The sequence below is a fragment of the Nocardia brasiliensis genome, from assembly GCF_011801125.1.
GTDB lineage: Bacteria > Actinomycetota > Actinomycetes > Mycobacteriales > Mycobacteriaceae > Nocardia > Nocardia brasiliensis_C.
On sequence record NZ_CP046171.1, the window covers coordinates 4,712,550 to 4,738,152 of the forward strand.

General features: G+C 69.7%; 25 protein-coding genes. 11 read left to right on the plus strand and 14 right to left on the minus strand.

The genetic code is table 11. The features are described 5' to 3' along the window. Window positions 1–2 precede the first annotated feature (2 nt). Together F5X71_RS21230 and F5X71_RS21235 are read right to left on the minus strand one after the other, a co-directional pair. Window positions 3–443 (minus strand): ABA4-like family protein, encoded by a 441-nt coding sequence (locus F5X71_RS21230; RefSeq protein WP_167463628.1) that lies wholly within the window; start codon window positions 441–443, stop codon window positions 3–5. After that, window positions 440–1,426, minus strand: coding sequence for a hypothetical protein (locus F5X71_RS21235; protein ID WP_167463629.1), 987 nt, complete (start codon window positions 1,424–1,426; stop codon window positions 440–442). Before F5X71_RS21235 ends, F5X71_RS21230 begins: the two co-directional genes overlap by 4 nt. Window positions 1,427–1,561: 135 nt before the next feature. Here F5X71_RS21235 and F5X71_RS21240 point away from each other — a divergent pair, with 135 nt between their 5' ends. Further along, window positions 1,562–2,194: a MerR family transcriptional regulator gene (locus F5X71_RS21240; RefSeq protein ID WP_167463630.1), complete on the plus strand. Its 633-nt coding sequence runs from the start codon at window positions 1,562–1,564 to the stop codon at window positions 2,192–2,194. Between the two features lie 11 nt (window positions 2,195–2,205). On the opposite strand, the gene F5X71_RS21245 is transcribed toward F5X71_RS21240, so the two are convergent. The 3 genes from F5X71_RS21245 to F5X71_RS21255 all read right to left on the minus strand — a co-directional run bounded on the left by F5X71_RS21245 (window position 2,206) and on the right by F5X71_RS21255 (window position 6,264). After that, on the minus strand, window positions 2,206–3,396 hold the full coding sequence (locus tag F5X71_RS21245; protein ID WP_167463631.1) for a DUF4153 domain-containing protein: 1,191 nt from the start codon (window positions 3,394–3,396) through the stop codon (window positions 2,206–2,208). A 1,096-nt stretch (window positions 3,397–4,492) separates the two neighbouring features. Further along, window positions 4,493–5,422, minus strand: coding sequence for a HAMP domain-containing sensor histidine kinase (locus tag F5X71_RS21250; protein WP_428981497.1), 930 nt, complete (start codon window positions 5,420–5,422; stop codon window positions 4,493–4,495). A 140-nt stretch (window positions 5,423–5,562) separates the two neighbouring features. Continuing rightward, window positions 5,563–6,264: a response regulator transcription factor gene (locus F5X71_RS21255; RefSeq protein WP_174817110.1), complete on the minus strand. Its 702-nt coding sequence runs from the start codon at window positions 6,262–6,264 to the stop codon at window positions 5,563–5,565. A gap of 135 nt (window positions 6,265–6,399) precedes the next feature. Between F5X71_RS21255 and F5X71_RS21260 the strand changes: the two genes are divergently transcribed. Further along, window positions 6,400–6,834, plus strand: a complete 435-nt coding sequence (locus F5X71_RS21260; RefSeq protein WP_167463632.1) for a hypothetical protein — start codon at window positions 6,400–6,402, stop codon at window positions 6,832–6,834. 10 nt (window positions 6,835–6,844) lie between these two features. On the opposite strand, the gene F5X71_RS21265 is transcribed toward F5X71_RS21260, so the two are convergent. Beyond that, the gene (locus tag F5X71_RS21265; protein ID WP_167463633.1) at window positions 6,845–8,815 is read right to left on the minus strand and encodes a heavy metal translocating P-type ATPase; all 1,971 of its coding nucleotides are present in this window, start codon (window positions 8,813–8,815) and stop codon (window positions 6,845–6,847) included. Window positions 8,816–8,999: 184 nt separating this feature from the next. On the opposite strand from F5X71_RS21265, the gene F5X71_RS21270 reads away from it, so the two are divergent. The 6 genes from F5X71_RS21270 (at window position 9,000) to F5X71_RS21295 (ending at window position 14,780) form a co-directional block, all read left to right on the plus strand. After that, window positions 9,000–9,713 (plus strand): endonuclease/exonuclease/phosphatase family protein, encoded by a 714-nt coding sequence (locus F5X71_RS21270; RefSeq protein ID WP_167463634.1) that lies wholly within the window; start codon window positions 9,000–9,002, stop codon window positions 9,711–9,713. Between the two features lie 62 nt (window positions 9,714–9,775). Continuing rightward, a complete protein-coding gene (locus tag F5X71_RS21275) occupies window positions 9,776–10,627 on the plus strand; it encodes an alpha/beta fold hydrolase (protein WP_167463635.1) in 852 nt (283 codons plus the stop codon). 114 nt (window positions 10,628–10,741) lie between these two features. After that, the gene (locus tag F5X71_RS21280) at window positions 10,742–11,452 is read left to right on the plus strand and encodes a S1 family peptidase (RefSeq protein WP_238815378.1); all 711 of its coding nucleotides are present in this window, start codon (window positions 10,742–10,744) and stop codon (window positions 11,450–11,452) included. Window positions 11,453–11,531: 79 nt separating this feature from the next. Next, window positions 11,532–12,059, plus strand: a complete 528-nt coding sequence (locus F5X71_RS21285) for a hypothetical protein (RefSeq protein WP_167463636.1) — start codon at window positions 11,532–11,534, stop codon at window positions 12,057–12,059. Between the two features lie 986 nt (window positions 12,060–13,045). Continuing rightward, entirely contained in the window at window positions 13,046–13,594 is a 549-nt protein-coding gene (locus F5X71_RS21290) for a copper chaperone PCu(A)C (RefSeq protein ID WP_167463637.1), read from the plus strand. Then, the gene (locus F5X71_RS21295) at window positions 13,587–14,780 is read left to right on the plus strand and encodes a Dyp-type peroxidase (protein WP_167463638.1); all 1,194 of its coding nucleotides are present in this window, start codon (window positions 13,587–13,589) and stop codon (window positions 14,778–14,780) included. Before F5X71_RS21290 ends, F5X71_RS21295 begins: the two co-directional genes overlap by 8 nt. A gap of 45 nt (window positions 14,781–14,825) precedes the next feature. Here the strand turns inward: F5X71_RS21295 and F5X71_RS21300 are convergent, their stop codons facing one another. The 3 genes from F5X71_RS21300 to F5X71_RS21310 all read right to left on the minus strand — a co-directional run bounded on the left by F5X71_RS21300 (window position 14,826) and on the right by F5X71_RS21310 (window position 16,412). After that, a complete protein-coding gene (locus F5X71_RS21300; protein WP_167463639.1) occupies window positions 14,826–15,131 on the minus strand; it encodes a hypothetical protein in 306 nt (101 codons plus the stop codon). 175 nt (window positions 15,132–15,306) lie between these two features. Continuing rightward, complete coding sequence (locus tag F5X71_RS21305) at window positions 15,307–15,891, minus strand: HdeD family acid-resistance protein (protein ID WP_167463640.1); 585 nt, start codon at window positions 15,889–15,891, stop codon at window positions 15,307–15,309. Window positions 15,892–15,977: 86 nt separating this feature from the next. Further along, a complete protein-coding gene (locus F5X71_RS21310; RefSeq protein WP_167463641.1) occupies window positions 15,978–16,412 on the minus strand; it encodes a VOC family protein in 435 nt (144 codons plus the stop codon). Window positions 16,413–16,586: 174 nt separating this feature from the next. Between F5X71_RS21310 and F5X71_RS21315 the strand changes: the two genes are divergently transcribed. Continuing rightward, window positions 16,587–17,576, plus strand: a complete 990-nt coding sequence (locus F5X71_RS21315; RefSeq protein ID WP_167463642.1) for a glycosyltransferase family 9 protein — start codon at window positions 16,587–16,589, stop codon at window positions 17,574–17,576. A gap of 59 nt (window positions 17,577–17,635) precedes the next feature. Here the strand turns inward: F5X71_RS21315 and F5X71_RS21320 are convergent, their stop codons facing one another. Beyond that, entirely contained in the window at window positions 17,636–17,953 is a 318-nt protein-coding gene (locus F5X71_RS21320) for an ArsR/SmtB family transcription factor (RefSeq protein WP_167463643.1), read from the minus strand. 183 nt (window positions 17,954–18,136) lie between these two features. Between F5X71_RS21320 and F5X71_RS21325 the strand changes: the two genes are divergently transcribed. After that, window positions 18,137–18,838 carry a M23 family metallopeptidase gene (locus F5X71_RS21325; protein WP_238815379.1) on the plus strand — a complete coding sequence of 234 codons (702 nt, stop codon included), beginning with the start codon at window positions 18,137–18,139 and terminating at the stop codon, window positions 18,836–18,838. 1,228 nt (window positions 18,839–20,066) lie between these two features. On the opposite strand, the gene F5X71_RS37085 is transcribed toward F5X71_RS21325, so the two are convergent. Beyond that, the gene (locus F5X71_RS37085) at window positions 20,067–20,402 is read right to left on the minus strand and encodes a hypothetical protein (RefSeq protein ID WP_167466616.1); all 336 of its coding nucleotides are present in this window, start codon (window positions 20,400–20,402) and stop codon (window positions 20,067–20,069) included. A gap of 286 nt (window positions 20,403–20,688) precedes the next feature. Between F5X71_RS37085 and F5X71_RS21340 the strand changes: the two genes are divergently transcribed. Then, window positions 20,689–21,024, plus strand: a complete 336-nt coding sequence (locus tag F5X71_RS21340; RefSeq protein WP_167463644.1) for an RNA polymerase-binding protein RbpA — start codon at window positions 20,689–20,691, stop codon at window positions 21,022–21,024. An 81-nt stretch (window positions 21,025–21,105) separates the two neighbouring features. Here the strand turns inward: F5X71_RS21340 and F5X71_RS21345 are convergent, their stop codons facing one another. The 3 genes from F5X71_RS21345 to F5X71_RS21355 all read right to left on the minus strand — a co-directional run bounded on the left by F5X71_RS21345 (window position 21,106) and on the right by F5X71_RS21355 (window position 25,422). After that, entirely contained in the window at window positions 21,106–21,654 is a 549-nt protein-coding gene (locus F5X71_RS21345) for a flavoprotein (RefSeq protein WP_167463645.1), read from the minus strand. A gap of 111 nt (window positions 21,655–21,765) precedes the next feature. Then, window positions 21,766–23,601, minus strand: coding sequence for a hypothetical protein (locus F5X71_RS21350; RefSeq protein ID WP_167463646.1), 1,836 nt, complete (start codon window positions 23,599–23,601; stop codon window positions 21,766–21,768). A gap of 24 nt (window positions 23,602–23,625) precedes the next feature. Continuing rightward, window positions 23,626–25,422 carry a hypothetical protein gene (locus F5X71_RS21355; protein WP_238815380.1) on the minus strand — a complete coding sequence of 599 codons (1,797 nt, stop codon included), beginning with the start codon at window positions 25,420–25,422 and terminating at the stop codon, window positions 23,626–23,628. Window positions 25,423–25,603 lie beyond the last annotated feature (181 nt).

The following is a 25,603-nucleotide window of genomic DNA, read 5'->3' on the forward strand; positions in this document are numbered from 1 at the left end:
ATTCACCCGGCCGCGACAGCCTGCGGTCGCGGCGCCCGCAACGCGCGCACGGCCAGGTAGACCAGCACACCGAGCGGGGCGAGCATGATCGTGAAGACCAGCAGCGGGCTGACCACCAGCGCGGGAATGCCGCGCTCGCGGCTGTCCAGGAAGATCCATCGCCCGAGGAACAGGTCGAACGCGATGAAATGCGCCCAGGCGGCCGCCGCGCCCGTGCCGCTACCGAGCAGCGCCTGCATGCTGGCCAGATCGGCACCGGACACCGCCGACCACACCGTCGCGAAATCCGGCAGCACCACGATCGCGTAGATCAGCATCGGCGGCACGCAGATCAGCGGCGAGGCGACGATGGCTGCGGTCCGCCGCCACCACGGGGCCAGGATCAGCAACGCCCAGAACGGCGCCGCGGTGTAGAACGTCGCGTCGAACAGGAAGCTGGTCATCGCACACCGCCCGTCGTGGCAACGGCCGGTGCGGCCGGTTTCCGCGGTGCGGCACCGCGCAGGACAGAGACGATCGAAGTGGTTGCGGCCAGGGCGATTACGCCGAAGGCGAGCAGGGTCAACGCGTCGGGGTGCACCACCGATTGGCCGCGCAGCGCCTGCCAGGTCAGGACCGCGAGCACCGCCGCGTAGGCCACGCTCATCACCACCATGACGCCACGGCGCGCCGACGTCGCGCGCAGCGCGGGGAACCGCCGCGCCGCCCGTTCCACCGCGAGCAGCACGAGCGGAATCACTTGCAGCGCATGCATACCGAGAAAGTGCGGGATGCGCAGGTCCCCGCCGACGGTGCTCCAGCCCAGCAGTGGCAGCCCGGGTCCGCCGTCGGCGAGGCCGACGGTGTGCGCGCCGCGAATGGTGCCGCCGCTGTCGAGCTGGGCCTTGCTCGGCATGGTCATGAGCATGCCGAGCGCCGCGCCGAGCACGGACAGCACTGCGCCGGAACGGATCGCGAAGTCACGGGCCCGATCGCGGGCGGGGCTGCGGAACAGCGCGGCGGCGGCAAGCACGGTGGCCAGCCAGACCGCGACGATGGTCGAGCCCATCGCGTTCCACAGCGCGCCGTTGAGCGGGGTGGTGTAGTTGAAGTGGCTGGTGGTGCCCCGCACGATCTGGATCACGATGATGATCAACTCGATTCCGAGGCCGACCGCGACGACCGCGCCCGCCCACCACGCGACCCGCCGCCAGGCGGTGAGCTGGTCGATCAGCCAGGCCCAGGTGACGGCGTAGATCAGCGTGGACAGCGCGAACTTCACCGCCTTGGCCCAGATCGGCAGGCCGGTGAGGACCCGGTCGTCGACGATCAGCGCGCCGATGCCGAAGACGGTGAGCAGGGCCATCGCGGCGGCGAGCAGGAGCAACGGGCGATGCCGGTACAGGAAGGCGAGTCGTCCGGCCGCGGGCCGGTGTGCGGTTGTCATGAGAGGCAGCTTTCGACTTTCGACGAGCGAGGCGGACAGCATTAAGTGTCACTATCGATAGTTGTACTATCAGTAGTGATTATGGATAGCTGTACTTCGCACTGTCAATAGCCCGACGAGAGCAGGGAGTCGCGCATGCGGATCGCCGAACTCAGTCGCACCAGTGGCGTGCCACCCGCGACGATCAAGTACTACCTGCGCGAAGGCCTGCTCCAGCCCGGCCTGCGCACCCACCGCAACCAGGTGGAATACGGCGACGAGCACGTCAACCGGCTGCGGCTGGTGCGCGCGCTTGTCGACATCGGCGGCATCTCGATCAGCGCGGCGAGCGAGCTGATCACCGTGCTCGACACCGGCGACCTGCCCGCGCGCAAAGCACTCGGCGAGGCCATGTTCGCGCTGGGCGCCCGCCGCTCACCGGTCGGCGCCGATCAGCAGGCCGCCGCCGAGGCCGACGTGGCGGGGTTGCTGGCCCGGCGCGCCTGGTCGGTCGACGAGCAGAACCCCGCACGGCACACCCTCACCGACGTGTGCGCCGCGCTACGTCAGCTCGGGCACACCGACGTGCTCGCGAAGATCGACGACTACGCGGCGGCCGCCGAAGCCGTGGCCGCCGTCGACATCGATCTGGTCCGCGCCGTCCCCAGCGTCGAGCGGATGACCGAAACCGCCATTGTCGGAACGATTCTCGGCGACACCATGCTCTCCGCCCTGCGCAGGCTGGCACAGGAACACGTGTCGGGACTGATGCTGCCCGACGACGACTGAGCACGCCACGCTCACCGGGCGGCGTTCGAACGCGACCGGTTCCAGCTGTTCCACGAATCGGAATTCATTCGCGCGAGGATGATCTCGCGCGCCTTGGTACGCATCGGCTCCGGTAGCCGATCGATCGCGGGCAGGCTATCCGCGGACAACTCCGTGAGGTAGTCGAAGTCGAACGTCTTACCGCGCTCCCATCGATCGATGTTCCGGTCGGCGACGAGCCGCTCCGGATTCACCACCGCCAGCGCCAGCAGCGCCGCCAGCGCGGTGCCGAACACCGCACGGCCCCACCACAATCGCCGCAGACTGAGCACCGACACGAGCACCAGCAGATACACCAGCCCGAGCCAGAGCTCGCAGACCTCGACCAGCACGCGGAGCACGGTGAACCCGTAGGCCTGCTGATAGGTCCACATCCGGCCGAGCGCCGAGGCAACGATGATCAGCGAGAGCACGACCACGGCACTGAACAAGGCGCGCAACCACATCCGGTCGCCCGCGGTGTCCTGGCGGGCCCACCGCAGCACCAGCAGGAGCACGGCCAAGGTCAGGACGCTCACCGTCGACAACTGCCAGAAGCCGGTGCGCGCGTACTCGGCGTAGGTCAACCCCGCCGTGCGCTGGACATAGTCGTCACCGCCGAACAGCGCCATGAACTGCGCGCCGACGAACACCGTGAACAGGGCCGTGAGCGTGCCGACCGGCAGCACCCATTCGATCCGGCGCAACTGCCGAACCCGCAGTCCCCCTGCGCCTTCCGAAGCGGGCATGGGCGGCGCGGCCAATACGAACAGCGCACCGGCCGCGACCAGTCCGGCCACGACGAACAGTGCGAGCCACTGGAATCCGAGCGCGCCGTCGAAGCGCGGCAGCGCGGCGTCGAACAGCGCGGCGAAGGTCGCGTCGGCGCCACCGAGCAACGGAACGAACACCGCGAGCAGCGCGACGGTGGCCACCACCGACAGCGTGATCCCCCACGCCTGCCGCCGCATCGAGTCCGACCGCCGCCGCTCGACCCCGGCATAGAGCCACCGCGCACCCGGCAGCGCCGCCAGCGGCACCGCGAACACGTCGGCCCAGGTCCCGTTCACCGACCGCCGACCGACCACGGCCAACGACGCCGCGGCAGCCGCCCCCGCCAGGCAGCACACGAACAGCCACTCGGACGCCCGGAAGGCACCCACCGCGGTAAGCGCCAAAACCATTACCACCCAATAGATCCGCGCCACCTTGTGCGGAACGCGGGCGCCCTCGGGTGACACAGGTGCGGACGCCCGCGCCTGACCATCAGCTGCCGACGCGACAGAGAGCGTCGCAGGGGGCTGCGGTGTCGAACCCACCCCTCCAGGGTTCGACACCGTCCCCTGGACAACCGCCGAAACCCGCGCTTCACCGGTCGGCGCGGGCTCATCCGCCGCCACGACTACCGACGACTCCTGTTCCCCGCCAGTCGATCCGGGCCCTGTCCTCATCCCGACCGTCGCCGAGGCCTGCGCCTCACCGGCCGACCCGGGCTGCGACGCCACCGGAACCACTGCCGGAACCTGCTCTATGTCAACCGGTTCCGGGCTCAACGCCACCGCCCCGGCAACGGCCGGAACCACATCGTCGCCAGCCGGTCCCGACCTCGCCCCTGCTCCGGCCGCCGCCGAGGGTTGCGCTTCACCGGCTGATCCGAGCTTCATCGCCGCGGCTGCGGGGGCCTGCGTTTCACCGGTCGGCGCGGGCGACGGCGGCACGGTTTTGCGTGCGTTGCGGTCGACCGCGTGCACGAGACCGACCGCCACGGCGGCCGTCAGGAACCACCCGATCCCGGGACCGTCCAGCGGAATCAGTACCGCACCGGCAATGCCGATGAGCAGCGTCGCGGCCAGTGCCCCGGGTGGACAGGTCACCCGCTGCCAGCGCGGCACATACGCAACACCCGCGCGCGTCAGACCGTGGACGCCCGAGGGACTTTGCCGCCCATCGACGATGCCCTGCTGCGCCACGCTCCCGACCTGTTCCGGTTCACTCCCCACCGGCTGCGGCTGGCTCCCGCTCGCCTGCGGCACGCTCCCGACCTGCTCCAGCGCACTCCCCGCCTGCCGCCGCTCGGGCTCGATCTGTTGCGGCACTCCACCATTCGGTTGCGGGACGTTGTCGCCCGGCGGCGGGTCGGATTCGCTTCGTCGGGGGTCGGGCGTTGGGGTGTTCGAAGGTGTTGGGGCGTCGGGTCTTTCGGACATGGTTACCCTCCTGAGGGTGTGCGGGACCGCCCCGGGACCGGTAGGAAGGTCCGGGGTGCGGGGGAAGGGGGATTCAGTCGGGCAGAACCACGCGGATGCGGGAGCCCGGATCGGTGACGGCGATGGTGCCGCCGTGCAGGTCGACCACCCAGCGGGAGATGGCCAGGCCGAGGCCGGTGCCGCCGCCGTCGGCGCGACCGCCGCGGGTGAAACGGTCGAAGACGCGCGCGCGGTCGGCGCGCGGTATGCCAGGCCCGTCGTCGGCGACCTCGATCACGAGTTCCCCGGGCTGCCGGCGCGCGGTCAGGCGCACCTCGCCGCCAGCGGGACCGTGCCTGGCGGCGTTGTCGAGCAGATTGAGCAGCACCTGGTGCAGCCTGGCACGATCGGCGAATACCGTTGCGGCACTTGGCTGCACCCGGCTGGCAAAACGCACGCCGCGACCGAGCGCGGCCGCCGCCACCTCCGCCTCCGCCACCACCTCGGCGAACAGCGGTGCGACGTCGAGCTTTTCCCGGTCCATCGGAATGGCGCCCGCCTCGATGCTGGACAGGTCGAGCAGTTCGCACACCAACCTGCTCAGCCGCTCGGTCTGCGCGAGCGCGGTGCGCAAGGTCTTCGGATCCGGTTCGGAGACACCGTCGACCAGATTCTCCAGCACGGCGCTCAACGCGGTGATCGGCGTGCGCAGCTCGTGGGAGACGTTCGCGATCAGGTCACGCCGCTGTTGGTCGGCGGCCGCGAGGTCGGCGGCCATCTGGTTGAACGCTTCGGCAAGCTGGCCCACCTCGTCGCGAGAACTCGCGCGCACCCGCCGGGTGTAGTCGCCGTGCGCCATCCGCTTGGCCGCCGCGGTCATCTCCCGCAGCGGCCTTGTGATGCCGTGCGCGAGAAATTGCGAGGTGACCAACGCGATCACCATCGCGGCGACGGTCGTCCTCGGCGGCAACCAGCCGATCTTGAATCGGAAGAATCCGAACGCGATACCGCCTGCGCACAGCATGAGGATGGCCAGCTTCAGCTTGATCGACCGCACCGGATCCAACGGCCGCGGCAGCACCTCGGCCACCCAGTCCGAGGTCAGCCGCAGCCGCCGCCTGAGCGCGCCTCCGGGCAGCGGATCGACGCCGGTCGAGTCCGCGCTCATCGCGCCTCCAGGGCGTAGCCGACGCCGTGCACGGTCCGGATGAGGTCGGCACCGAGCTTGCGGCGCAACGCCTTGATGTGGCTGTCCACCGCGCGGGTGCCCGCGGCGTCGGCCCAGTCCCACACCTCCTCTAGCAGCCGTTCGCGGGCAAGCACCACCCGCGGGCGGCGCGCCAGCCGGGCCAGCAGATCGAACTCGAGCGGCGTGAGCTGGGCTTCGACCTCCGCCCGCCACACGCGGCGCTGGTCTATGTCGATGCGCAGGTCGCCGACTGCGATCACGGTGCCTTCGCGCTCGGCGGCCCGCTCCACCCGGCGCAGCAGCGCGTGCACCCGCGCGGTCAGCACCCGCAGCGAGAAGGGCTTGGTCAGATAGTCGTCGGCGCCGACACCGAGGCCGATCAGCTGGTCGGTCTCGTCCGTTCGCGCGGTGAGCATCAGCACCGGTACCGGGCGCTCCGCCTGGATCCGGCGGCACACCTCCAGCCCATCGAACCCGGGCAGCATCACGTCCAGTACGACCAGGTCGGGCGTCAGCGCGGCGGCCGCGGCGACCGCGCCAGGTCCGTCGTGCGCCAGATCAACGGTGAAACCCTCGGCGCGCAACCGGGCGGCGACCGACTCCGCGATGGTCACCTCGTCATCGACCACCAGAATCCGCCGCAGCACCTGTCCCCCACCCGCTCCGTTCTGCTCCATGCTGGCAAACCCTAGCCACCGCCTGTGGAGAGCAGCGGCATCAAATGTGGAGATTTGGTGTGCGGTCGAGTGGGTGCGCGGCGTGCTCGGCTTCGGTACGGCGCGCGAAGCCGGACGGTGTTCTAGGCTGCGGAGATGAATCCTCGCCTGCGATACAGGGATTGGCCTGGTGAGGCCGAGGGGCGGCTGGAGTGGTTGCGGGCCGACCTTTGCGACGAGGTCCGGCTGGATTTCAGCGACGGGGCCGCGCTGGACGAACTGGAGGCCCAGGTACTGCACCGATTCGATGAGGTCGCGGCGCTGGACACCGCGGAGGCCGCGCCGTTCGTCGCAGGCGTGGCGACCTATCTCGGCGAGCTGCTCATCCGGCGCACCGGCGCCCGGTGGAGCTGGCCCGCCCGCCCAACCGCGGAGGATCCACCGGCGCTGATGCTCACCGCGGCGTTCGACTTCGCGGTGGTCTCGCCGTGGGACGCGATCACCGCGGCCGTGCGGGACCGCACCGGCACCGCGTTCGCCGCGTTCGTGCACCGGTGCGATCCCGTCGAGGGAGCAGCCGACCCGCACTGACTCCCACGGGCTACGGCCGTACCACCGGCCGCGGCTCGTGCTCGATGCCCGCGTGTTCGGCGCCGCGGCCGAAGCGCAGCAGGCGCAGCGCGTTCGCGACGACCAGCAGGGTCGAGCCCTCGTGGATGAAGACCGCGGGGCCGATCGGCAGCCCGATGAGCGTCGCAGGCACCAGCGCGGCCACGATGAGCAGCGAGAAGGTCAGGTTCTGCCGGATGATGCTCGCGGTCCGGCGACTCAGCGCCACCGCGAACGGCAGCCTGCCGATGTCGTCAACCATCAGCGCGACGTCGGCGGTCTCGAGCGCGACGGCCGAACCGCTCGCCCCCATCGCGATGCCGACCGAGGAGTTCACCATCGCGGGTGCGTCGTTCACGCCGTCGCCGACCATCGCCGTGCCGTTGCGTCCGCCAAGGCGTTTGACCATGGTGACCTTGTCCTCGGGCAGCAGCCCGCCGTGCGCGGCGTCGAGCCCCATGTCCGCGGCGACCGCGTCGGCGACGCGCTGGTTGTCGCCGGAGATCAGGACGATGTCGTCGATGCCGAGTTCCCGGAGCCGGGCGACGACGGGCGCCGCCTCGGCCCGCGGTTGGTCCATCACGCCGACCACACCCAGGTAGTCACCCGCGTGCCGCACGATCATGGTGGTGCGGCCCCGGTCGTGCAGATCGTCCACGATCCGGACGATGTCGGCGGGCAGGCCCTCGGGGTCGAGCTCGGTGAACATCGTGCGGTTGCCGACCTCGGTGGCGCGACCGTCGACCAGCGCGGTCACGCCGCGGCCGGTCACCGAATTCACCTCGCGCGCAGTGCGTTCGGCACCGGCGGGGACCAGTAGCGCGAGGTCGCGGGTGATCGCGCCGGCCAGCGGATGGTCGCTGTAGGACTCCACGGCGAACAGGGTGGCGATCAACTCGTCGCGCCGGTCGGCGCGGGCCGGGACGATATCGGTGACCCGGGGCAGGCCCCAGGTGAGCGTGCCGGTCTTGTCGAACGCCATCGACCGCACCCGGCCCAGCGTCTCCAGCGGACCTCCGCCCTTGGCGAGCGCTCCGGCCTGCGCGGCCCGCGCGATCCCGGCCAGCACCGCGCTCGGGGTGGCGATCGCCAGCGCACACGGGCTCGCCGCGACCAGCACCACCATCGCACGGTAGAAGCTGTCCGCGAAGGGTTCGGCGGCCGCGAACACCCCGTAGGCCAGCACGCCGAGCACACCGGCCAGCACCGCGGGCACATAGAAGAGCTGGAAGCGGTCGATGAAGCGCTGGGTGGGCGACTGCTGCGTATCGGCCTCGCGCACCATGGTGATGACCCTGGCCAGCATGCTGTCGGCGGCACGGCTGGTCACCCGGACGTCCATCGCACCGGAACCGTTCATCGTCCCCGCGAACACCCGATGCGCTTCCGGTACCGGAGTACCACTCTTCGGTGCGACGGCGACCGGCGACTTCTCCACCGGGATGCTCTCCCCGGTCACCGAGGATTCGTCGACGCTGCTCACGCCCGCGACCACGACACCGTCGGCGGCGAGCCGGGAATTCGGCAGCACCACCACGACATCACCGATCGACAGCTCGTCGACCGACACCTCGCGTACCGCGCCGTCCGGCCCGCGGACCAGCGCGGTGTCCGGCGCGAGCTCGGCCAGTGCCTCGATCGAACGCTGCGCGCGACCCATCGCGTACTCCTCGAGCGCGTGCCCGAGACTGAACAGGAACAGCAGCACCGAACCCTCGGCCCACTTGCCGACCATGGCCGCGCCCACCGCCGCGACCAGCATCAGGAAGTCGACCTCGAACCGGCCGCGGCGCACCGTCGCGACGGCGGTGCGGATCGTGAAGAAGCCGCCGAAGAAGTAGGTGGCGGCGAACAGCACGATCGCCAGCCACTCGGGTGCGGACAGCAGGTACTTGGCCGTCATGCCCGCGGCGTAGGCGATGCCGGAAGCGATGGCGAAGATCAACTCCGATCGCTCCCCCATCCATGCGTTTTTGTGGTTGTGCGTGGCCGCTCGTCCGTCGCTGCTCATATGGCCATCATATGCATAAATCGCTATATCTGCATAGCTTGATCTCCTCGCGTTCCCGACCGCATGACATGCCCCGGGGCACTGGACGTCGCTCCGCCGGGCGCGCTCGGGCGCGCGTCGCCTAGCATCGCGACATGTGATCACCGTTGCCACCTGGAATGTCCTGCACCGCATTCATGCCGAGAACTGGTACGAGGACGTCTCCAGCAGATGGCCGGACGAGGCGGCGCGGATCGACGCGGTCACCGCGCGGATCGCGGCACGCACCGAACAGGTGATCGCGTTGCAGGAGGTCAGCGGCGATCAGCTGATCAGCCTGCGGGCCGGATTGCCCGACCGCACAGTGCATTTCATGCAGTATCAGCGGCTGCCCACGGCGCGCAGGCACGCCAGCAGCCTGCGCGATCCGAGCGAACACCTGGTCCTCGTCGTCACCGGGCCGAGCCGGGCGATCGCGGCCGAGTCCTTCGCCGACGACCCCGGCAAGGGTGCGCTGGCGATCACCGCCGCGGGCGTGCTCGTCATCGCCACCCACGTGACCGGCGACCGGCGGCGCGCGAACCAGCTCCGCCGACTGACCGAATTGGCCTATGCCACACCGGAATACCCTGCGGTGCTGCTCGGCGACTACAACGTCGATCACGCGACGGTCGCCGCCGAGCTCGGCGTGGGCTTCACCGTGGCCGACCCCTCCCCCGGCGCACTACCTACCCGGCCCCGGTCCTCGGGGGCGAAGTCGCAGTACATCGATCACATCGCGGTGCGCGGCGCGACGGTGCACGAGGTGACGGTCGAAGACGTCGAGGGACTCTCGGACCACAATCTGGTCCGGGCGGCCATCACGCTCTGAACCGGCGGGCGGATGCCGCGAATCCCCCACCGGCGCACTCCGGTCGGGCCGAGAATGCTCGTATGGTCGAGATCACCCGCGGGGTCGCCACGGTCAACGGCATCCATATGCACTATCGCCGCGCGGGGTCCGGCTCGGCGCTGGTGCTGCTGCACGGCTGGCCGCAAACCGGCTATTGCTGGCGGCGGGTGCTGCCCGCACTGGCCGAGCGGCACACCGTAATCGCCCCCGACCTAAGGGGTTACGGCCACACCGACAAGCCGACCACCGGCTACGACAAGCGGACGATGGCATCCGATGTCGCGGCGCTGCTCGAGTCCCTAGGCTTCGACACCGCCGCCGTGGTCGGCCACGATCGGGGCGCGCGCGTGGCCCACCGCTGGGCGCTGGACCGCCCCGACCAGATCACGAAACTCGCTGTGCTCGACATCATTCCGACCCGGGAGACCTGGCGGCGGATGGACGCCGCGCTGGGCCGCCGCTGCTTCCACTGGTTCTTCCATCTGCAACCCGATCTGCCCGAACGCCTTGTCGGGCATGATATTCCCGGGTACCTGCGGTACTTCTTCGAGACCTGGACGGTCAACCGGCACGGCCTGCCCGCCGAGGCCATCGACGAGTACATCCGCGCCTTCAGCACGCCGGGCGCGCTGCGCGCCGGTTTCGACGACTATCGCGCCGCCGAGCTCGACACCGAGCACGACGATGCCGACGCGGGCCACCGCCTGCGCATGCCGGTGCTCGTGCTGTGGGGCGCGGCCAGCTTCCTCGAAGAGATTCCGGCCCTGGAGATCTGGCGCGCGTACGCCGAAACCGTCACCGGCGCCGCGATTCCCGAGTGCGGCCATTTTCTCGCCGAGGAGAGGCCGGAGGTGTTGCTCGCACACCTGGCGGAGTTCCTGCGCACCGCCTGATCGCGCTTGCACCGAGATCTGGTCACGGAACGGTCATCGCCCCCGCCACAGACCGGCTGGTCTGGGAGAATTACGAGTGGCTCGTGACGCGTGTCCGCGGACGAAGGGTGCGACATGGTTGCGCTGGGACGGTTCGGCAGGCAGCTCGCGGTCGGCGCGCTCACCCTGGTCTGCGCCGCCGGCGCGCACGGCCTCGCGGCCGCGGTCGAGCCGGCCACCAGCCTCGGCGGCGGTTCCGGGATTCTGCTCGGACGCGGCGCGTGCACGCTGACCACCATCGGCTACGACCGCGCCGGTCGGCTGGTCGGGCTCACCGCGGGGCACTGCGCCGAACTCGGCATGGCGGTGCGGGCCGAGCAGACACCGGCCGCGGGCGTGATCGGCGCCGTCGCGGTGGTGGATCACCAGAACGACTACGCGGTAGTGGAATTCGACCGCGCCAAGGTAGTGCCGAGCAGGCAGGTGGCGGCGACCGTGATCGACGGCGTCGGCGCACCGCCGCGCCCCGGGGACGTGGTGTGCAAACACGGGCGGACCAGCGGCCACAACTGCGGCGTGGTCTGGGATACGCACCGGTGGTGGTTCCAGAACCAGTCCTGCTCGCAACCCGGTGACTCCGGCGGCCCCGTCACCCTCGGCGACCGCCTCATCGGCATGAACGTCGGCCACATCGGCATTCCCGCGGTGGACCTCCCCGCAGTCGGCCTACTGTGCAAGTCCGTCGCAGGCCCCCTATACGACATCGCCGTCGCCACCCAGATCGGCATGATCCTGGCCGACCTCGACCGCACCGGCGGCACCGGGTCCGGCTTCCGCCCCCGCTGAATCCCCCGTGCTCCGCGCACCTCGAGCGCCATCGCGGGCACTGGGCGAGGGCAGTGGGAGCGGTCCGTAAGATGGGCCGGTGCGAAATCCGACGGTGACCGTGGCGCGAGTGCGCGGTGCGTTCGTCGGCTCCGCGTCCGGTGCGGTGAGCATCGCGGCCCATGCGGTCGGCGGGGGCACCGTCTCGTCGGCGCAGTCGCCCATCGCCGTGCTGATCGCGGCGTGCACGATGACCGGTGTGGTCGTCGGTGTGCGACGGTCCAGCTACGGGGTCGCCGAGATCATGGTGTTGCTGGCGATCGGGCAGACGATCGGCCACCTCGCCTTGACCACCGCGCCCGGACACCAGCACAGCGGCGGCATGTCCGCGGTGATGCTCGCGGCCCACCTCGCCGCGATCCCGCTGGGCGCCCTGCTCATCCACGGCGCCGAACGCGCTGTCCGCCAGGCGATTTCCGCGGCGAACCAGGCCGTGCGCGCACTCTGCGCCGCCCCCACCGCCCCCTTCGAACTCGCCTACTCGGTCCCGGTCGGTGCACTGACCGCCCCGCGACGTCTGCTGCGCAGCTCAGGCTTCGGCCGCCGCGGACCACCTCCACTTCGCTGACCCGAAGCAGTACAACAGCCAGCGCACCAACCGAACCGTGTTCCCCACAACACGATTCGCCTGGCCCACGCTGCCAGCACTGCCTCCGCCCCACCCCGGCCCGGCGGCCCTGCCACCCAGGCAGCGCCACGAGCCGGAATCCTCGAGGGAAGCGCGGCTGGTCCGGCTGAGCAGCCAACAGCGGCGCCCACCGGACACGGCAGTTGGCAGTTCCAAGCGAAACTGCCGACCCCAGCGAGCCGCGGCCTGACAGGCCGACAACTCGGCGGCGCAGCCACTCCGGCGGCACCACGAGAGGTACCCGGTCAGCTATCGGCCCCGAGCGAAGCAGCCAGCTCCGCAGGTGAACCGGCCCGACAGGCGAGCCAAGCGACAGCACCGACCTGGCGAAGCCGCGAAGCTCCGAATCAGACGCCCTGCCAACCCGGCAGAGCGGGCGGGCCGAAGCGCAGCAGCCAACCTCGGCGGGCCACCGGCCCGGCGACCGTGCCGGGGCTCGGCGAAGGCCGCCAGTCTGTGGCACGCTGCGCGGGGCTCGGCGACGTGCGCAAGGCAGGTATCGGACGGCGCAACCGCTTCACCGGGCTGGCGGAGTTCACGCACAGCCTGCGACGGCGGACGGCGCGAACGGGCAACCGTGCGAACGAGCGGCGTGCACGCGGACAGAGAGCGGCATACGCGGGCGACCTGTCGCGTGCGGCATGCGCGGGCGACCTGTCGCGTGCGGCATGCGCGATGTGCGGCATCCGGCGAAGGCTCGGCGTGCGGCATCCGGCGGAGGCGCAGCATGCTCACGGCACGCGGACGGACTCCGCTGCGACGCACCTGCGGCATGCGACGGACGCGTAGCACGCACACGGCACGCGGACGGACCCCACGGCGACGCACGTGCGGCGTGCGGCGTGCGGCGTGCGGCGTGCGGACCAACCTCGGGCGGATGGGCGCGGACGGCTGACTCATATTTCTTTTCTTGATCGGAGATTTCTATGCGTACACTCACAACGATTTCCGTGGCGCACGGACTGCGGGGGCTGGCGGTGGCTGCCGCTGTTCCGCTGCTGCTGGCCGGATGTTCCTCGAAGGACGCGGCCGGAGGTAAGGCGGCGGAGGTGGTTTCGATCACCGATCAGTGGGTGAAGGCGGCGGACGGCGGGATGTCCGCGGCGTTCGGTCAGCTCAGCAACGCTGGTGACCAGCCGCGCACGGTGGTGTCGGCGTCGAGTCCGGCGTCGAGCAGGGTGGAGTTGCACGAGGTGGTCGCGGACGGGAGCGGGACCAAGACGATGCGGCCGAAGCAGGGCGGTTTCGTGATTCCGGCGCACGGTCGCGCCGAATTGCGCCCGGGCGGGGACCATCTCATGTTCATGGGGCTCACCGGCCCGCTGCGCACCGGCACCGAGACGCCGATCACCCTCACCTTCGATGACGGCTCGAGCACCACGTTCACCGCGCAGGTGCGCGACTTCTCCGGCAACCAGGAGAACTACGCGCCCGACCACGCGGACGGCGCGCAGGCCCCGACGCACGGTGGCTGAGCGGACCGGCGCGCGGCCGGGCCTGAACCGCCGCCGCCTGCTCGGTGGCGGCGCCGCCGCGGCGGGCGCGGCGGGACTCGGGTGGGGCGCGCTCGCGTCGACCGGTCGTGACGAGCCGGAACCCGCCGCGATCGAACCGTTCTATGGACCGCACCAGGCCGGTGTCGCGACCGCGCCGCAGGCGCAGGCGACGTTCGTCGGGTTCGAGATGCGGCCGGGCGTCACCCGCGACGACATCATCGGCATCTTGAAGATCTGGACCGGTGATGCGGCCCGCCTCACTCAGGGCCGCCCGGCCTTGGCGGACACCGAACCCGAACTCGCGCAACGTCCGTCCCGGCTCACCGTCACCATCGGACTGGGGCCCGCGGTGTTCGCGGGCCTGCCGCAGCGTCGTCCGGGTTGGTTGCGCCCGTTGCCGCCGTTCGCGATCGATCGCCTCGAACCGGCCTGGTCCGATGGCGATCTGCTGCTACAGGTGTGCGCGGACGAGGCGACGACCGTGTCGCACGCGGTGCGCGTGCTGTGCCGCAGTGTGGCGTCGCTGGTGCGGGTGCGCTGGGTGCAGCGCGGTTTCCGCGATGCCGCGCCGGGTCGCACCCCGCGCAACCTGATGGGTCAGGTGGACGGGACCGTGAACATCGCCCCGGGCACGCCCGATTTCGATCGGCTGGTGTGGGACGACGGCGCCGCGCAACCCTGGCTGGCCGGCGGCACCTCGCTGGTGCTGCGCCGGATCGCGATGACGCTGGACACCTGGGACGAAATCGACCAGGAGGGAAGGGAACTCACCGTCGGCCGGACCGTCGCGACGGGCGCGCCGCTCACCGGCACCGACGAGTTCGACGAGCCGGATTTCGCCGCGGTCGACGCGAACGGCATTGCGGTCATCCCGCCGTCCTCGCATATCGCCCGTGCGCATCACACGCATGACGGGGAACGGTTCCTGCGCCGCGGCTACAACTACGACGACGCCCCGGCACCCGGCCAGATCTCGAACTCGGGCCTGCTGTTCGCCGCGTACCAGCGCGACGTGGACGCGCAGTTCCTGCCGGTGCAGCAGCGGCTCGCTGAGTTCGACGCGCTCAATGTGTGGACTACGCCCGTGGGTTCGGCGGTGTTCGTCATTCCGCCGGGGGTCGCCGAGCCGGGCGGGTATGTCGGGCAGTCGTTGTTCGAGTCGTGACGCACGGGTCCGCTGTCGGCGCGCGGCCGACAGCGGACCGAGCCGTCAGTCGACGTAGACGCTGCCGCCCTTGGGCAGGTAACCCATGGTCGCTGGCGGGACCTCACCGAAGGAGGCGCCCGAGCAGTCACCGCTCGCGTAGGCCTTGAGCGGCCGGTCGGTCGCGTTGCCGACGGTGATCTGCAGTGTCGTGTAGAAGTTGTCCTCGGCCTTGATGCAGCCGACCGGGTTGTCGTGCGCGGTGTTGTTGATGGTCACCGTGCCCGCCGCGGCCTGCGCCGTGCCCGGTGCCAGAAAACCGACCGCACCCGCGAGGGTGATCGCACCGACAAACCCAGCAGTACGAAACATTCGTGCCTCCAGTTCATTTCGATGTCGACCAACCCCGATGCCGACCTCGGTGTCTATTGCGACTGCATTCTGACACGAGCGCGGTCCCGGCGGAAAGAGTGCTGGTGAACGCACCGCGGCCGCCGTGCCCGAAGGACACGGCGGCCGCGACGACGAACGAAACCGTCCGGTTCGATCAGAGACCGGAATGCTGAAGCCGCTTGGCGTCCTTACGAACTCCGAGCGCCGTGATGATCTCCATGATGCCGAGCACGACCAGCCACACCCCCACCACGACGGCCAGCGTGGCCACCGACGACAGCGGCCACGCGATCAATACGATGCCCGCGATAACGGTGAGCACACCGAAGAACACGCTCAGCCAGCGGCCGGGCACGTCCGGTTCGGACAGCGCGATCATCACCGCCGCGACGCCGCGGAACAACCAGCCGATCCCGATCCAGATCGCAAGCAGCAGAATCGAAGTCAGCTCGTCCCGGAAGCAGAACACGCCGATCGCGATGGACAGCACGCCGCTGACGAAGGCGAGCACCCGCAACCCGGTACCGGTCGGCGCGCCGAAGGCGGCCATCAGCTGCAGAAAGCCGCTGACCACCAGGTAGATCCCGAACAGCACCCCCGCGGCGAGCAGGGTGACGCCGGGCCAGGCGAGAATGATCACACCGAGGATCACCGAGAGGATGCCGGTGACCAGAATTGTTTGCCACGCACTGCGGGCAAGAGACTGCAGAGGACCCTCGAGCACGCTGTTTGTCGTCATGATCAGATGCTAGGCCCTGTTGTGCGGGTTTCCTGGACATTTGCTCACCGAGCTCGGCGGCGTCGCGCCGACGCGAAGCGATCGCGCTAGCGCGAAGTGTCGGCCACCGCGTCCGCCGCGGCGACGATGTTCACCATCCAGCCGATACCGAAGCGGTCCTGGCACATGCCGAACTCGTCACCCCACATCTGCTTCTCCAGCGGCACCGAGACCGTGCCCGCGGTCGAGAGTCGCTCCCAGTAGCCGCGCAGCTCCGCGGCGTCGGAACCGCTCAGGCTGATCGAAATGCTGCTTCCCGGTTTGTATTCCATGCCGGGCGGGGTGTCGGCCGCCATCAGGGTGAACCCGCTCGGGGTCTCCAGGACGCCGTGCATGACCAGCTCGGCGCCGGGCGCCTGCTGGTCGCTGAATTCGCCGAAGGTGCTGATGGTCAGAGTGCCGCCGAACACGTCGCGATAGAACTCCAGGGCTGCGCGGGCCGTGTCGCCGAAACTGAGGTACGGGTTGAGCCGGGAGGTCATGTCACGAGGTTAGTTGTCCATAGGAAAGGGCGCGATAGGTAACGCCTGACACGGCGGGGTTTATGGCCGCTGGGGCTCGGGTAGTTATCTGTCAATGGCTCTCGTCGGGTGCACCCCCGGGTGAAACGGATGCGGGTCGCGTTTTCGTGGGTTCCGGGTGGCTAGGAGAAGAGGGTGGCGGTTGTACTCGTGCTGCAGGCACGTGGGCTCGGTGATCTGCTCACCGCGGTCCCGGCGCTTCGTGCGCTGCGTCGTGCCAGGCCGCACGACCGCATCGTGCTCGCCGCGCCGCCTCGCCTGAAGCCCATCGTCGATCTCATCGCCTCCGTCGACGCGATGGTGCCGACCGCCGACGCGGGTGCCCTGCGCTGGGACGCCCCAGGGCCGCAGCTGGCCGTGAACCTACACGGACCGAGCACGGAAAGCATTGTCGCACTGGAGAAGACCGACCCGGGGCGCATTCTGAGCTACCGCAATCCCGCCTTCCCGGAACTGTCCGGCCCGCAATGGCAGCCGGACCTGCACAACGTGGACCGCTGGTGCCACCTGCTGGAGTCCGACGGGATCGTCGCGGATCGGCGCAACCTCGGCCTGGTCCCGCCGGTCTCCACCACCAGCCACCGGGATTGCGTCGTCGTGCACGTGGGCGCGGGGGCGCCCGCCCGACGCTGGCCGCCCGACCGGTTCGCCGCCGTCGTCCGGCACCTGCTGGTGCTCGGCCGCGACGTGGTGCTCACCGGTGACGAATACGAACGCGAGATCGCGCTGAACATCGCCGCGCGCGCCGGACTGCCGATCGGCCGGGTACTGGCCGGGGAACAAAATCTGACCGAGCTGGCCGCCACCGTCGCGGAGGCGAGCCTGGTGGTCTGCGGCGACACCGGGGTCGCGCATCTGGCCACCGCCTTCGGCACCCGGACCGTCCTGCTCTTCGGCCCGACCCCGCCCCGCTGGGGCGGACCGCCGCCGCACCTGCTCAACCGCCACGCCGTGCTCTGGGCCGGGCAACTCGGCGACCCCTACGCCGACACCCCCGACCCCGGCCTGCTCCGCATCGGCGTCACCGAGGTGATCGGCGCGGTGGATAAACAACTCAGCAAGCGCAACTGGCCGGGCACCGGCACCCAGCAGTCCCGCCGCACCCCTTTTCGCCGCGTCGGCTGAGCTGATCCCTCGACGCCCGCCCCCGTGCGCACCGCCCCGCAGCCGAGAGAAGTGGCGGGTCAGGGCGTAGTGCGGGCCGTTTGCAACGCGGCGGAGTAGGCGGCCATGGCGCTGGGCCAGAACTGGTCCAAATAGTCGCGGGCGTCGCTGAGGCCGCGCGGGTCCAGGGAGTAGAGGCGGCGGGTGCCATCGGGACGCATCAACACGAGGCGGGCCTCGCGCAGCACGCGTAGGTGCTGCGAGACCGCCGAGCTGGTCACGCCGGTGAGTTCGGCGAGTTCGCCGACCGACCGAGGCGCCTGCGGGAGCGCCTCGAAGATGGCCCGTCGAGTCGGGTCGGATAACGCCACAAGCGCACGAACTCCTTTAGTTGCCACTTAAACAGTGTGATCAACTGGCGAACGCACGCGCAACTCGGCGCATTACGGAATTCCCCAAGGTGAACACGCGAGGCGCGCCGTGTCGTTACCTATTCGTGACCGCCGAACTGGGCTTTCGCACCCTTGTGACGGTTGCCACAGGATTGCGGAGTCATTGTTCACCTCCCGTACGTTCTTCTCATGCCCGTGACCGTTCCGTTATCTTCACGTCGGGGCGCGACCCGGACCCGACGCCGCCGCGCCGCCACCCGCGCGGTGGCCGTGTCCGCCGTCGTCAGTGCCTCGCTCGGGGTGCTCGCCGCCGCCGATCCGACCGGTGCCGCAGGTCAGCTGACCGCAGGCGCCCGCGCCGCCGCCGACACCGAGGTGGCCACCCAGGCCGCGTTCACCGCCTTCACCCCGCGCGAGGCCCAGATGCCGCAGACCGTCCCGGAAAGCGTCGTGTGGGAGCAGCACCGGATGGCCGTCGAGGCCGCGCGCCCCAAGACCGTCCGCCCCATCGCCGGCATCCTCACCTCCACCTTCGGCGTGCGCTGGGGCGCGCTGCACGCGGGCCTGGATCTTGCCGACGCGATCGGCACGCCCATCGCCGCGGTCACCGACGGCGTCGTGATCGAGGCAGGCCCGGCCAGCGGCTTCGGCATGTGGGTGCGGGTGCGGCAGGACGACGGAACCATCGGCATCTACGGCCACGTCAACGAGATCCTGGCCACCGTCGGCCAGCAGGTCCGCGCAGGCGACATCATCGCCACCGTCGGCAACCGCGGCTTCTCCACCGGCCCGCACCTGCACTACGAGATCCACACCGCGAGCGGCGAGCCGATCGACCCGCTGCCCTGGCTCGCGGGCCGCGGCATCGACGTCCTGCACAACACCCCGTAGTCCCTCCTCTTTCGCGAGTCGATGAGGGGCTGGCGAAACCAGGGCGTACAGCCGCGATCGCGTCAACGGTGACGCGATCGCGGCCGCACCGCCTCCTGGCCAGTACCCCGGTATGAGACGCGAATAGCGCTGCGGCGGGACGCTTTCCGCCGGTCCGGATTCCTACCGTCGAGGCATGGCTACGACAGATCTGCCCGCCGGGCCCGGCGCTACGGCGCCCCGGCACCGGGCGCGCCCGAGCCGCGTCGCCGTGCTCGCCCGCACCACCGCCCGCGCGCATCGTCCGCTCACGGTGTCGGTCGTGTTCATGGCCGCCCTCACGCTGGTCTCCGCGATCGGCATGCTGATCGACGACCGGCAGTTGCTCGGCGAGTCGGTCTGGCTCAAGCCGTTCAAGTTCGGCTTCGCCTTCACCCTCTACAGCGCCACCCTCGCGGTCCTGTTGTCGTTGCCGCACAAGGGCGCTCGCGCCACCTGGTGGCTCGGCACGGTCTTCGCGATCTGCGGCGTGCTCGACGTCGGATTCATCGCGATACAGAGCGCACGCGGCACGTTCAGCCACTTCAACAACGGCGACACCGACCCGATCAACCAGGTCGGCCAGCAAATCTTCTCCTCCGGTGTGCCGGGCCTGTTCCTGGCGAACCTGCTGATCGCGCTGATCCTGTGCCGGCAGCGGTTGGTCGACCGCCCGATCGCGATCGCGATCCGGTTCGGGCTGCTCACCGCCGTGGCGGGCATGGCGATGGGCTATCTGATGGGGTTCACCGGCAAACAACTGGTGCGCGACGCCGACGGCAAGGTCGTCGAATTGATCGCGGGCCACACCGTGATCGATCCCGCGCTGCGCGACCTGTCCCCGCGCGACGCGGCACCGGGCATGCCGATCACGCACTGGAGCACGATCGGCGGCGACCTGCGCGTCCCGCACTTCGTCGGGTTGCACGGCATCCAGGTGCTGCTGCTCACGGCGCTCGTGCTCGCCTGGCTGGCGCCGCGCTACCGGTGGCTGCGGACCGAGCGCGCCCGGTCGGCGGTGATCGGCGTCCTCGGCCTCGGCTACACCGGGCTGCTGGTCATCGTGTTCGCCCAGGCGATGTGCGCCCAGTCGCTGATCCACCCGGACGGCACCACGATGCTGGCCTTCGGCGGCCTGGTCGCGGGTGTCGCGGCAATGCTCGGCGGGATCTACCTGCGGCACCGGCGCGCCGCGGGTGAGGCGACCCGCTCAGCGCAGCCGTTCGGCGTCGCGGGCCAGCTCGACCAGGGTTTTGCCGAGGGTGGCCAGTTCCTCGTGCGAGGCGCCCTCCTCGATGGCGATCGCGACGTCCTCGGCCGCGCAGCGGGCGGCGAACCAGCGATCGGCCAGATCGGTCGCCTCCTGCGCGCTGAGCACCACCGAATCGTCGGGGATCCCGGTGCCCTTCAGGCTGTTGCGATGCTCGTAGGCCCGCTGGCGACACGACTGGCGGCAGTACCGGCGACGACGGCCTGCCTCCGACTCCACGATCTCTCGCCCACACCACAGGCAGGACAGTTGACGAGAGTGACGACGATCAGAGATTGAACACACCCCCCTATCGAGAAGTCCGGCAGGACAGCACGCGGCGCGACATGACGCAGAACCTTAACGGTTCGGCGGGCGCGCGGCGGTCAGCGACCCTCGCCGAACCGGCCCGCGACGGGCGTGGCGAGGCGAGCTCGTCCGTCCGACTACAATGGAACGGTTCCGCGGCCGCGACGGGAACTATCGGCGCAGGCCCGTACGTTGTACCTGAGGTCAAGCACGAGAACGTTCGTCCGGACCCGGTCGCAGCGACAAGACTCGAGCACACAGGGAGAGGCACACCATGGCAGATCGCGTACTCCGGGGCAGTCGGCTCGGAGCGGTGAGCTACGAGACCGACCGCGACCACGACCTGGCGCCGCGTCGGATCGCCCGGTACCGCACCGACAACGGGGAAGAGTTCGACGTCCCCTTCGCCGACGACGCCGAGATCCCGCCGACCTGGCTGTGCCGCAACGGTCAGGAAGGCAACCTGATCGAGGGCACCACGGTCGAGACCAAGAAGGTCAAGCCGCCCCGCACCCACTGGGACATGCTGCTGGAACGCCGCAGCAAGGAAGAGCTCGAGGAACTCCTCAAGGAGCGCCTCGACCTGCTCAAGACCCGCCGTCGGGTGTAATCGACACCGAAAGGCCGCCCCGTCTCCGATAGGGGCGGCCTTTCGCATGCCCGCACCAACCACCCTGCAGCGCATTACCGTTCAGGCCGAGCGCCAGGGGTGGTGCAGGAGTGAGTGCCAGGCGGCGGACCAAGGGAAGCCGGCGGCGGCTTGGGCGCCGGTGGCCGGTTCGTGGGGTGGGTCCTCGGCCAGCACGGTGACACCCCATTCGCACAGTTTGCGGATGGCGTCGCCGATGGGTGGAAAGCTGATCAGCGCGCGATTGGCGAAGGGCACCGCGACCACCGGCAGCCGCAGGCCGACGGCCTCGACCAGCAGGCCGAGCGGCAGCGTGTCGGAGATCCCGGCGGCCCACTTGGCCAGCGAGTTCGCGGTGATCGGCGCGACGATCAGACCGTCGGCCGGTGGCAGCGCGTCCGGCGCGTCCGGTTCCTTGTAGCCGCTGCGCACGACGTGTCCCGTCCGCGCGGCCAGATCGTCGGCGTCGATGAACCGCAGCCCATCCGGCGAGGCGATCACACAGACCTCCCAGCCGTCGCGCTTGGCCAAATCCACCAGCGTCCCGACCTCGCGCGCCACCGACGACCCTGTCACCAACGCGTACAGAACCGGGCGCCCCTGTTCGTTCATCCCCCCATCGTGTCAGCATTCGCACGCGCGAGCGCGACGGCGTCGCACCGCAGCGGCCGCGCACCTGGTCACCCGGTAGGTGAAAGGCGCACGGCGGCTGGGCGATTCGACTCAGGACTGAATCAGGAAGTTCGCGATCAGGCTGCTCGCCATCTCGGGCATTCCGTTGTTCTGCTTCTCCGCGGCGGTCACCACGTCGTAATGCCGGTAGCCGGGAATGATTTTGGCGTTGGCGGGCAGGATGCCGCCCCAGCCCGCGTTCTGCAGCGGCGAATCACCCGACAGCAGAGTGAGATTGCGCCGCCCCGCCGGGGTGCTCTGCCAACGATCGCCGTGCAGCAGGAAATTCAGCACACCGCCGCTGCGGTTCTGCAACTGCTGGAGTTCACCGTCGCGGCCGAGCCCGAGCGCGAACACCGTGTCGGTGATGATGCGCAGGGGCGTGTACTCCTCGAAGAAGTCCGCGGGCTGGCGGCCCGGATTCATTGCCCGCGCGAACTCCCGGATATCGGTGACCTCGTGGTCCCGGTCGGTCGGCTGACCGTGCACCGGATTGATGCCGTCGATGGTGGCCTCGGGCATCTGGTCGTAGTTCTTCCAGCCGCACAAACGGTTTCGGTCGGCCGGGGTGTAGTTCTGGCCGTATCCGACCCGCAGCGGGATGACGAACAGGTTCGGCCCGAGGATCGGCACCGAGGCAAGGCCGTTGGGCACCGGATAGGTCTTACCCGTGGTCGGGCAGTCGTAGTAGCCGAGCCCGGCCTGCATGACGTACTCCGCAGAGTTCTGGTCGAACATCATGCCCAGCGCCGCGGTGTTGGTGAGCCGGAAATCGCGGGGCAGATTGTTGCCGGTGAACAGGTCGAGGTAATCCTTGCCGTACATGAGCCGCATCCACGGTTCGGTCCGCAGGTCGGCGGGCACCAGGCTCTTCAGCTCGCTTTCGGCGTCCGGCTGCTGGTCGGCGGCCATCCCGGCCAGATAGTAGGTATTCATCAGCTCGCTGGCCGCGAGCACCGGCAGCTGGGCAACGCCGAGGCCGTTGCGCATCAACCAGTCGACGCCGTTCTTGACGGCCCCGCCCACCGCGGCGAAGAACGCGTCCAGTGGGGGCGCCCCCGCGAAGCCCGCCGGATCGGTCATCGCGAACCCGTCCTCGGGCACGATGCCGCGCCCGCACAGACTGTAGCCCGCGTCCTCGGTGGTGGCCGGATTGCGATCGAAGTCCCACGCCATCATCGGGCCGGTGAGGAACGCGCCCAAAGAGTGTCCGCCACAGGCCATCTTGTGCCGGTCCGCCGGATCGGGCAGCAGGTACTCGATGACAACGCGCCAGTCGTCCATGGTCAGCGCCAGACCGTACTCGCCGAGATAGTTCAGGTCCTGCGGCGTCTGATAGCGGTAGGTCTTGCCGTCGATCGGCTTGCCGTGGAAGTAGTAGTCGGCCGCGACGTGGTAGTCCCCGGCCTGCTGCGCGGCGACCCACCCGGTGCGGTCCTCGGCGCAGTTGGCCCGGCGATCCAGCGAGATGTACTCCACGAATTTGCCGTTCGCCGCGGCCTTGCGCACGACCTGCGGTCCTTGCGGATTGTTGTTCGCCGCACCGGAATAGGTGCCGGGCTGCACGCTCAGCAGTGCGTCCGCGTCGGCCGACCGCTCGGGCCCCCGCTTCGCGCGAAAGCGCACGAACGAGATCCAGTCGCAGGCCTCGGGATGGGCCATCGTGGAGTACGGGCTCGGGTAGTGCAGCCGGACGTAGGTCGCCTCGACGTCGTCGCCGAGACTCGGATCGGTCATCGGGGTGACCACCTCGCTGTCGGCGACCCGCGAAACATCGGGGGCGGCAACCGAAGACGGAACCGGCAGGCCCACGACGAGCAGGACCGCCGTGATCGCCAGCGGAATCCCCACGGACAGCGACACTCTGATACGACTGGTGAGCTTCATGACTCCGCTTTCGGTGAAATGTTGTCAGCCAAGGGTTTTGATGAAGTCCGCCAGGGTCTGTGCGCTGGCGTCGGTCTTGCCGTCGTTCTGCACCCTGGCCGCGCCGATGGTGTCGACGTGGCTGTATCCGGGCAGCGTGACCACCTGCGCGGTCGGTGGCGGCGGTACCACGATGCCGACACCCTGCTGCACGAAACCGTCACCCGCGTAGGCGATATAGCTCGGCTTGGTGCGCGCCATGTTGTGGTAGTGCAGGTTTGCCATGTCACCGCTGCGGGCGCCGCCGTAGCCCGCGCCTATGTCGAGGAACAGCCGCGCGGGAAAGTAGCTCTCCCAGTACGCGTAGGGCGCGCCGGTGCCGAGTTGCCGTGCGGCGTCCCGGATATCGGAGGCTTCGTGATTGGGCGAGGTGTAGGGCACGCCCTGCACGTCGTCGTAGTTGCGCCAGGTGTAGAGCACGGTGCGATCGGTGGGCCGCACGCGCGGTTGCGGACCGGCGACGGCGCGCAGGAACCCGCCGAGCAACGGAACCTGGGTGACCGAGCCCGGCACCGGGAAGGTCTTCTCCGCCACGGGTCCGCCCGCGAGCGCACCGACCCCCTGCTCCCACAGCGCGAAGTTGGCCGAGTTGTTGTCGATCAGCTCGCCGAGCAGCGCGGTGTTGGTGAACCGGTAGTCCCGGATGGTGCCCGAACCGTCCGCGCCGTTGGTGACGAAGGACCCGGGCGAGCCGGAGAACAGGTAGTCGAGGGTGACATCGAGATCGATGTCGTGCGGCAGATGCGCCATCAACTGGCTCTCGGCGTCCGGTTCCAGGTAGGCGGCGAGGCCGGCCAGGCGCAAGATCATGAACGTGCGGCCGCCGATGACGGGCACCGAGACGAGCGAACGGGGCAGCACACCGACGTTCGCGACGGCCTTGACCACGTCGTTGGTCGGACCGACGATCGCGTTGGTGATGTCGTGCAGCAGCGGCGTGTTCTGGATCGCCACCGGGTCGGAGGTGATCATCGTGTCCTGCGCGGCGAACGCGGCGCACTGCTGGTACCCGGCGTCGTTGGTGGTGGCCGGATCGCCGTCGAAGTCCCAGTCCGCGAAGAAGCCGGTGACCAGCCCGCCGAGCGAGATACCGGTGCACACGTACTTGCGCTGCCGGTCGGCCTGCTCGGGGATCTCGGCGAGCATCAGTTCGTACTGATCGCGGATGAACCGTTCCATGCCCATGGCGTCGAGCACCGCGAGCTCCGGTGAGTCCTTGAAGCCGGGGAACACCTGACCGTCGAGCGGTTTGCCGTTGAAGTAGTAGTCGACCGCGTCGAGGTAGTTGCCCGACCGCAGCGCGTAGTCGAACCCGAAGGTCTCGTCGAGGCAGGCGCTGCGGCGCGCCAAGGCCCAGAACTCCACGTACTGCCCGTTCGCCCGCGCGGCGAGCACGGAATTGGCGGCGACGCTGTCGGAGTTCACCGCGCCGCCGTTCGCGCCGGGCTGCTGCACGATCACGTGATCGGCGTCGGCGGCGCGCTCCGGACTGCCGACCGCCCGATAGCGCAGGTAGCCGGTCCGATCGCACGCGGCGGGATGCGGGGCCGTACCGGCGGGCAGCGGCAGCGCGTAACTGACCTGCGAGACGATCACGCCGTCGCGAACCGCGAGCACCTGCTCCTGACGGTCGGCGGCCACACTGACTGGGACGGAATCGTCCGCGAGCGCCGACGCCGGCCATACCAGCCCGGCCACCGCCGTGACCACCCCGACGAGCACCGACCAGCGCAGGGCGGCACCGCCCGGACCACTGCGGTGGATATGCGCAAACCATGCCACTGACCGGCTCCTTTCACGGATTCGCTGAGGACGAGCGCAGCCGGGGACAGTCGACCACTTCGTCGACGAAGAGCACATCACCTGTGCCAGACAGATGACTATTGACATCCGCCCAGAATAATCCGATCGGTACTAGTGCAGATGCAAGAACCACGCCCGCCGCCTGCGGCTACCCGCCCCC

What these genes read in the sequence shown, in the direction of transcription:
- F5X71_RS21230 (WP_167463628.1), bottom strand. Translation starts at nt 443, where the DNA reads ATGACCAGCTTCCTGTTCGACGCGACGTTCTACACCGCGGCGCCGTTC.
- F5X71_RS21235 (WP_167463629.1), bottom strand. Translation starts at nt 1,426, where the DNA reads ATGACAACCGCACACCGGCCCGCGGCCGGACGACTCGCCTTCCTGTAC.
- F5X71_RS21240 (WP_167463630.1), top strand. Translation starts at nt 1,562, where the DNA reads ATGCGGATCGCCGAACTCAGTCGCACCAGTGGCGTGCCACCCGCGACG.
- F5X71_RS21245 (WP_167463631.1), bottom strand. Translation starts at nt 3,396, where the DNA reads ATGGTTTTGGCGCTTACCGCGGTGGGTGCCTTCCGGGCGTCCGAGTGG.
- F5X71_RS21250 (WP_428981497.1), bottom strand. Translation starts at nt 5,422, where the DNA reads ATGCTGTGCGCAGGCGGTATCGCGTTCGGATTCTTCCGATTCAAGATC.
- F5X71_RS21255 (WP_174817110.1), bottom strand. Translation starts at nt 6,264, where the DNA reads ATGGAGCAGAACGGAGCGGGTGGGGGACAGGTGCTGCGGCGGATTCTG.
- F5X71_RS21260 (WP_167463632.1), top strand. Translation starts at nt 6,400, where the DNA reads ATGAATCCTCGCCTGCGATACAGGGATTGGCCTGGTGAGGCCGAGGGG.
- F5X71_RS21265 (WP_167463633.1), bottom strand. Translation starts at nt 8,815, where the DNA reads ATGGGGGAGCGATCGGAGTTGATCTTCGCCATCGCTTCCGGCATCGCC.
- F5X71_RS21275 (WP_167463635.1), top strand. Translation starts at nt 9,776, where the DNA reads ATGGTCGAGATCACCCGCGGGGTCGCCACGGTCAACGGCATCCATATG.
- F5X71_RS21280 (WP_238815378.1), top strand. Translation starts at nt 10,742, where the DNA reads ATGGTTGCGCTGGGACGGTTCGGCAGGCAGCTCGCGGTCGGCGCGCTC.
- F5X71_RS21290 (WP_167463637.1), top strand. Translation starts at nt 13,046, where the DNA reads ATGCGTACACTCACAACGATTTCCGTGGCGCACGGACTGCGGGGGCTG.
- F5X71_RS21300 (WP_167463639.1), bottom strand. Translation starts at nt 15,131, where the DNA reads ATGTTTCGTACTGCTGGGTTTGTCGGTGCGATCACCCTCGCGGGTGCG.
- F5X71_RS21305 (WP_167463640.1), bottom strand. Translation starts at nt 15,891, where the DNA reads ATGACGACAAACAGCGTGCTCGAGGGTCCTCTGCAGTCTCTTGCCCGC.
- F5X71_RS21310 (WP_167463641.1), bottom strand. Translation starts at nt 16,412, where the DNA reads ATGACCTCCCGGCTCAACCCGTACCTCAGTTTCGGCGACACGGCCCGC.
- F5X71_RS21325 (WP_238815379.1), top strand. Translation starts at nt 18,137, where the DNA reads ATGCCCGTGACCGTTCCGTTATCTTCACGTCGGGGCGCGACCCGGACC.
- F5X71_RS21340 (WP_167463644.1), top strand. Translation starts at nt 20,689, where the DNA reads ATGGCAGATCGCGTACTCCGGGGCAGTCGGCTCGGAGCGGTGAGCTAC.
- F5X71_RS21345 (WP_167463645.1), bottom strand. Translation starts at nt 21,654, where the DNA reads ATGAACGAACAGGGGCGCCCGGTTCTGTACGCGTTGGTGACAGGGTCG.
- F5X71_RS21350 (WP_167463646.1), bottom strand. Translation starts at nt 23,601, where the DNA reads ATGAAGCTCACCAGTCGTATCAGAGTGTCGCTGTCCGTGGGGATTCCG.